The 7,067-nt window shown below is 57.2% G+C and carries 4 protein-coding genes; 2 read left to right on the forward strand and 2 right to left on the reverse strand.

Going from position 1 to position 7,067, the window contains the following annotated elements; genetic code table 11:
• Window positions 1-117: 117 nt before the first annotated feature.
• Together RC85_RS09615 and RC85_RS09620 are read left to right on the forward strand one after the other, a co-directional pair.
• A complete protein-coding gene (locus tag RC85_RS09615) occupies window positions 118-1,104 on the forward strand; it encodes an epimerase (protein WP_068261747.1) in 987 nt (328 codons plus the stop codon).
• On the forward strand, window positions 1,088-1,834 hold the full coding sequence (locus RC85_RS09620; protein WP_068261749.1) for a YqjF family protein: 747 nt from the start codon (window positions 1,088-1,090) through the stop codon (window positions 1,832-1,834). The genes RC85_RS09615 and RC85_RS09620 overlap by 17 nt, the downstream gene beginning before the upstream one ends.
• A gap of 189 nt (window positions 1,835-2,023) precedes the next feature.
• Here RC85_RS09620 and gcvP read toward each other — a convergent pair whose 3' ends face one another.
• Window positions 2,024-5,026, reverse strand: coding sequence for an aminomethyl-transferring glycine dehydrogenase (gene gcvP / locus RC85_RS09625; protein WP_068261751.1), 3,003 nt, complete (start codon window positions 5,024-5,026; stop codon window positions 2,024-2,026).
• A gap of 336 nt (window positions 5,027-5,362) precedes the next feature.
• Window positions 5,363-6,778 (reverse strand): glucuronate isomerase, encoded by a 1,416-nt coding sequence (gene uxaC, locus RC85_RS09635; protein WP_068261757.1) that lies wholly within the window; start codon window positions 6,776-6,778, stop codon window positions 5,363-5,365.
• Window positions 6,779-7,067: the final 289 nt, after the last annotated feature.

The following is a 7,067-nucleotide window of genomic DNA, read 5'->3' on the forward strand; positions in this document are numbered from 1 at the left end:
ATAGCGCATTGAAGAATGCGTGGGGTGATTCTTGCGAAACATCGAGCCGAACGTGAAGAACGGCTGTCAACTGATCGCGGGGAATGCGGTTAGCAAGAGAAACACGAAAGGTAAGAAATGAACGCGGACCAACAGCTCGCCGGTAAACGAATCGTCATTGCGGGCGGTAGCGGGTTTCTGGGGTTGTCGATGGCGGCGGCGTTTGGTGAACGCGGTGCGGAGGTGACGATTGTTTCTCGTTCGAAGCCGAAGGCGACGGGCGATTGGACGCACCGGGTTTGGGATGGTCGGACGTTGGAACCTGATAAAACGGGCGACTGGGTGGATTCGCTTGACGGCGCGGATGCGGTCGTGAACTTGGCGGGGCGGACGGTGAACTGCATCAAGACGCCGGATCACTGTGATGAGATTTTGCGGTCGCGGGTCGAGTCGACTCGGGTGTTGGGCGAGGCGATGCGGAGCGTGGCGAACCCGCCGCCGGTTTGGGTGCAGATGAGTACGGCTCACCTGTATGGCGATCCGCCGTCGGCGGTTTGCACCGAGGAATCGGCCGAAGGTTTGGGGCTTGCTCCGACAGTTGCTCGGGCTTGGGAGGCGGCGTTTGAGGAGAGCAAGTTGCCGCAGCAACGTGGCGTCGTGATGCGAACCAGTTTTGTGGTCGGTCGCGATCGCGGTGGTGGCGGCGGAGCGCTCGCGACGTTGGGTTTGATCGCAAAGCTGGGCTTGGGCGGACGTGTCGGGAAGGGTTCCCAGGGGATGTCTTGGATTCACGAAGACGACTTGAATGCGATTTTTGCTCGAGCGATTGTCGATGACTCGATGCCAGAACGTTTGATGTCAGGCCCGTACATCGTTTCTTCGCCGAGCCCGAAGTCGCAGGTGGACTTCATGCGGACGCTTCGCAAAGTCATCGGAATGCCGATCGGCTTGCCGGCGACCGAGTGGATGGTCCGTATCGGTGCGCCGCTGTTGATGCGAACCGATCCGGAATTGGTGCTCTACGGTCGCTACGTGTTGCCGAAGCGATTGATCGACGAAGGGTTTGAATTTCAGTTTGCGGAACTCGAATCGGCGCTAACGGATTTGCATGAACGCACGAACTGACCGAACGTGGCCGTTGCCGAACCAGCCTTGGGTGATGCGGATGACTTGGTCGGAGTTGTTGTTTGCTCACTGGCCGATCGAACCCGATGCGGTCGCTTCGTTGTTGCCAGGTGGGGTGACGCTGGACACTCGCGAAGGCAAAGCGTGGGTGGGCGTGGTGCCGTTCTTGATGTCGAACATCGCACCCAGGTGGTGCCCGCCGATTCCTGCCTTGAGTCGTTTTTTGGAACTGAACGTGCGAACGTACGTCACCGTCGATGGAAAACCGGGCGTCTGGTTTTTCTCATTGGACGCGGCCAGTCGTGTTGCCGTGCGAGTCGCCCGGGCGACGTTCAATTTGCCGTACATGGACGCAGCAATGTCGATCGACCGCGACGACGATGGCACGATCGACTACCGAAGTCGGCGGACGCATCGCGGCGAACCATCAGCGGATTACGAAGCGAAGTACGCCGCGGCGGGCGATTTCTTTGAAGCGCAACCCGGCTCGCTCGAGCATTGGCTGACGGCTCGATATTGTCTCTACAGTGCCAACCGACGCGGCCGAATTTTTCGCGGCGAGATCGACCATCCACCGTGGACGCTCGCGCCGGCGACGTACAAAGAACGCACCAACACGATGGGATCACCGTTGGGGTTCGACTTTACGGGCGAGCCACATCTGCTGTTCGCAAAACCGGTCGATGTGAAAGCCTGGTTGACATCACGCTGCGAAACGCAGGTGACGTGAGTTTGTCACTCAATGCAAATGCAGAACTGCGAGACCGAAGTTTTGGATTGCCCAGGTTTTTCCCGAAACCAAATTAGGCCAGAACAAGCCTCGCGCGCAGTTTCGGCAATCCGGCAACGCAGAGTGCAATTGCCGGAACTTCGCTGCGCTTGTTCCGGCCTACTTTGCTACGCCGCTACGCCACAAACATCAATACTCTTCCATCGGCGGGCACGAGCACACTAGGTTTCGGTCGCCGTAGGTGTTGTCGATGCGTCCGACGGTGGGCCAGAACTTGGCTTGACGTAGCCATGGTGCGGGCCAGGCGGCTTGGTCACGTGAATAAGGATGGTCCCAATCGTCGCGGCTGATTTCGTACACCGTGTGTGGTGAATTTTTCAGCGGATTGTCTTCGCGATCCATCGATCCGTCGGCCACCGCATCAATTTCGGCTCGGATTGAAATCATCGCGTCACAGAACCGGTCTAGCTCGTCCTTCGATTCACTTTCGGTCGGCTCGATCATCAAGGTTCCTGGAACGGGCCATGACATCGTTGGGCCGTGGAATCCGTAATCCATTAACCGCTTGGCGATGTCTTCGATCTTGATGCCAGCGGTCTTTTCAAAACTGCGACAATCAACAATGAACTCGTGCGCCACATGCCCACCCATGTCGGTGTACAGAATGTCGTAATGGTCACTGAGTCGTTTTGCCATGTAGTTCGCATTCAGGATTGCCACCTGCGTCGCTTTCCTTAGTCCTGCCGCGCCCATCATCGCGATGTAAACGTAGCTGATCGTCAGAATACTTGGACTGCCGTAGGGTGCCGCCGAAACTGGGCCGATCGCGTACTCGCCTGCCGTGTCGGGTCGTTGGACCGGGTGCGTGGGCAAGAACGGCACCAACTGTTTCGCCACCGCGATTGGGCCCATGCCAGGACCGCCGCCGCCGTGCGGGATGCAGAACGTTTTGTGCAGGTTCAAGTGGCATACGTCTGCGCCACACTTGCCAGGACTGGTCAGTCCGACTTGCGCGTTCATGTTCGCACCGTCCATGTAGACCTGGCCGCCGTGGCTGTGGATCAGTTCGCAAACTTCCTTGACCGTGGCCTCGAACACGCCATGAGTGGATGGGTAGGTGATCATCAACGCGGAAAGTTCATCGGAATGCTTCTCCGCTTTTGCTCTCAGGTCATCCAGGTCGATGTCGCCGCGGTCATCGCACTTGATCCCGACGACCTTCATGCCGGCCATCACGGCCGATGCCGGATTGGTACCGTGAGCCGATGTCGGGATCAGGCAAATCGTTCGCTTGTTTTCGGTTCCCGCCTTGGCCGCCATTTGCTCGTGATAAGCTCGGATGACCAGCAACCCGGTGTACTCGCCTTGGGCACCAGCGTTGGGTTGCAGGCTGACGGCGGAAAGTCCCGTGACTTCGCAGAGCCATCGTTCCAGTTCGCGGAACATGTGGGTGTAACCACGCCACTGGGTATCGGGAGCGAACGGGTGGATTTCTGAAAATTCGGGCCAGGTGACCGGGATCATTTCGCTGGTCGCGTTCAACTTCATCGTGCATGACCCCAGCGGGATCATGGTGTGGGCCAGCGACAGATCGCGTCCCATCAGTTGGAAGATGTAACGCAGCAGTTGAGTTTCGCTGTGATGCGTGTTGAATACCGGGTGAGTCAGGTATTCGTCCTGGCGTGCGAATTCACCAAGATCCAATCGCCCTTCGGCCCGGCATTCTTCTAACAACGCGTCGATATCCAGGCTGGTGTAGTGCCCAAAATTGAACGCGGCCAACAGATCGGCCACCAACGCTCGGTCGGCGGTTTCGTCCAGCGTGACGCCAAGCGTTCCGTCGTCATATTCGCGAAGGTTGATGCCGCGTTCGCGTGCGGCATCGGCAACTTGCCGGGCTGCATGAATCCGGCCTTTGCCAAGACGAATGCGAATCGTATCGAAGACGATGTTTCCGTCGGATCGATCATCGCCAAGGATGGTGTGGCCGAGATTCCGCAGGCCCTGAGCTAACGCTCCGGTGTAACCCGCAGTTCGCTCGGCGATTTGGCGCAGACCTTTCGGGCCGTGGTAAACGGCATAGAAAGAACTGATGATGGCCAGCAGAGCCTGCGCGGTGCAGATGTTGCTGGTCGCTTTGTCACGTCGAATGTGTTGCTCGCGAGTTTGAATCGCCATTCGCAGTGCTCGGTTGCCTGCTGAATCCTTCGACACGCCGATCAGTCGTCCGGGCAGCTTGCGGGCGTACTGGTCATTGGTGGAAATGAAAGCTGCGTGAGGTCCGCCCAGTCCCATTGGCACGCCGAATCGCTGGGCACTGCCCACGCAAATGTCGGCTCCCCAGGTTCCTGGTGACTTCAAAAGCGTCAGCGAAAGCAGGTCAGCGGCGGCGACGGTCAAGCATCCGGCGGCGGAGGCTTTGCGAGCCAGATCGGTGTAGTCAAACACCTGACCATCGGTGGCGGGATACTGAACCAGGACTCCGCAAAGTCCGCCGGTGCCATGATCGAAATCAATTTCTTCGATCGGGCCAATCTTCAAATCGATACCCAAACCGCGGGCGCGAGTTTCCAGCAGCGAGAGTGTTTGCGGGTGACATTGGTCGGAAGCGTAGAAGCCGGTCTTTTTATGGTTGGCGATTGAAACGCACATGCCCATCGCTTCGGCCGCCGCGGTCGCCTCGTCCAACAAACTGGCACCGGCGAGCGGCAAACCGGTCAGGTCGGCGACCATGGTTTGGAAGTTCAGCAGCGCTTCCAACCGACCCTGTGCGATCTCGGCTTGGTAGGGCGTGTACTGCGTGTACCAGCCCGGATTTTCGAGCACGTTTCGCAGGATCACGGGCGGCGTCACGGTGTGGGTGTACCCCATCCCGATGCAGTTTCGGTAGACCTTGTTCTTCGACGCGATCGTTTTCAGAGCCGACAGGAATTCTCGCTCGCCACGAGAGCTGGGAATGTCCATTTCCTGGTCGATCCGAATCTCCGCTGGCACCGTCGCACGAGTCAATTCTTCCAGGCTGGAAAACCCCAGCGAGGCGAGCATTTGCGAGGTTTCGTCGTCGCAGGGCCCCAGGTGTCGGTGAATGAAATCGTCGGCAAAGTCCAAAATACTGGACGACTCCGCACGGCCGCTGGCGTTATCGGACGACGTGTTTTGTTGGGCTGGATCGTGGGTGGGTGCTAAGCTCATGATCGGGCTGTTCGAGTGCAGGAATTTGGTGGACAGCTCTATGATAAACGGTTGTCCAACGCTTGGCGTCCCCCTGGCAGATTCTACCGAGACCGAACAAATTCCGTGTCCGGCAGGCTTTGCCTTCCTGAAATTGAGCCAGTTCGAGCATTGCCCGGCGATTCCGGCCAACGCCGTGAAGGGTTTCTAAACCGTTTAACCGCGTGGGCATCGCCCCGCGCGTCCATGCGGGGCGAAACGCGCGGGGCGATGCCCACGCGGTTAAACGAACTAATACGCGTTTTTTCCGAGGCCAAAACTCTTCACGGCGTTGGATTCCGGCCCCCGGCTGGCCGGCTAGCTGTCGAAATTAAAATACTCCACCGCGTTGTTGTACGCGATGTTTTCGACCATGCCGCCGACAAGATCAAAGTCATGGGGCACAAAGCCCATGGCCATATCGCTGCCCAAGAGATTACAGAGGATGCGACGGAAGTATTCGTGCCGCGTGTAGCTGAGAAAAGATCGGCTGTCCGTCAGCATTCCAACAAAACGGCTAAGCGACCCCATTTGCGACAACGCTTCGATCTGGCGTTCCATGCCGTCTTTCTGATCCATGAACCACCATCCCGATCCCATTTGCATTTTGCCCACGACCGGTCCTTCTTGAAAGTTACCGATCATCGTGGCCAAGACTTCGTTGTCGCGAGGGTTCAGGTTGTACAGAATCGTTTTGGGCAACGCGTGTTCATCGTTCAATGCGTTCAGGAATCCACCAAGTTTTTCTGCATAAGACCAATCGCCAATCGAATCGAATCCAGTGTCCGGGCCGACCTCACCGAGCATGCGTTTGTTGACGCTACGCAGAGGCCCAAGATGCAACTGCTGAGCCCATCCTTTTTCAGAATCCATTCGTCCAAATTCCAGCATCATCGCTGTCTTGAACTGCTCGTCTTCTTCGGCGGTGACTTGTTTGCCGGACCGCACCTTGTCAAAGATCGCCGCGACGGTGCTATCGCTTGTCGGCAAGAAGTACGAATAGCTGAGCCCGTGGTCTGACAAGCGGCATCCGCATTCGTGGAAAAAGTCATGCCGCTTACGAAGTGCTTCGATCAACGCGGCGTAGCTATTGATTTCGATCCCCGCGGCAGCCGAAAGTGTTTGCAGATACGCGTTGAAGGTCGCAGCGTTCTCAACCGCCATCGCCTTGTCCGGTCGCCAAGCCGGCAACATGCGGATGTCGCAACCGGACCGCTGAAATGAAAGGTGATGTTCAAGGCTATCGGCGGGATCGTCTGTGGTGCAGATCAGCTTGACGTTGCTGTCGCGAATAAGCTGTTGAGCCGAAATGCCGGACGTCAATTTTGCCTGAGCACGGTTCCAAATGTCGTCGGCGGTTTCAGGCGACAGCACGCAATCGTCGATGTCGAAATAGCGTGCCAGTTCAAGATGGCACCAATGGTAAAGCGGATTGCGAAGCAAGTACGGCATCACCTCGGCAAACTTATCGAACTTCTCGCGGTCCGTGGCGTCACCGGTGCAGTATTTTTCAGCGATGCCGTTGGTCCGCATTTGACGCCATTTGTAATGGTCGCCGTTGAGCCACACTTGAGTAAGGTTGTCCCAGGTTTTGTCTTGAGCGACTTCCTCGGGCGGCAGGTGGCAGTGATAATCGATGATCGGCATTTTCGCCGCGTAGTCGTGATAAAGTCGCTCTGCTTCGTCGCCGAACAACATGAAGTTGTCATGGATAAAAGGAGTCTTCAATGTCATCTCTCGAATTCTTGCCAGGTTGCTGGAATGGTGATCAAAAATAGATCGTAATCAAAACCAAACGAATCATTAGACATGGCGAAAAGTGTGCCTGCAACAACGCGGCTCTTTACCTTGCAGCAGCCCGCCCTTTGGATGAAACTCTAAGAACGTACGACTTTTTATAGTCGCCTTTCGCTTGGGACGTCGCATCAGTTACTGCGTCTTAGGCCCGGAGGGCCGGCAGCTCCCTGCCGGGTGCGCGAGCACCCGGATGGCTGCCCCACATCAATTCTCTGGCTCGGTTTCA

Source organism: Rubripirellula obstinata, assembly GCF_001642955.1.
Taxonomy (GTDB): domain Bacteria; phylum Planctomycetota; class Planctomycetia; order Pirellulales; family Pirellulaceae; genus Rubripirellula; species Rubripirellula obstinata.

What these genes read in the sequence shown, in the direction of transcription:
- gcvP (WP_068261751.1), bottom strand. Translation starts at nt 5,026, where the DNA reads ATGAGCTTAGCACCCACCCACGATCCAGCCCAACAAAACACGTCGTCC.
- RC85_RS09620 (WP_068261749.1), top strand. Translation starts at nt 1,088, where the DNA reads ATGAACGCACGAACTGACCGAACGTGGCCGTTGCCGAACCAGCCTTGG.
- uxaC (WP_068261757.1), bottom strand. Translation starts at nt 6,778, where the DNA reads ATGACATTGAAGACTCCTTTTATCCATGACAACTTCATGTTGTTCGGC.
- RC85_RS09615 (WP_068261747.1), top strand. Translation starts at nt 118, where the DNA reads ATGAACGCGGACCAACAGCTCGCCGGTAAACGAATCGTCATTGCGGGC.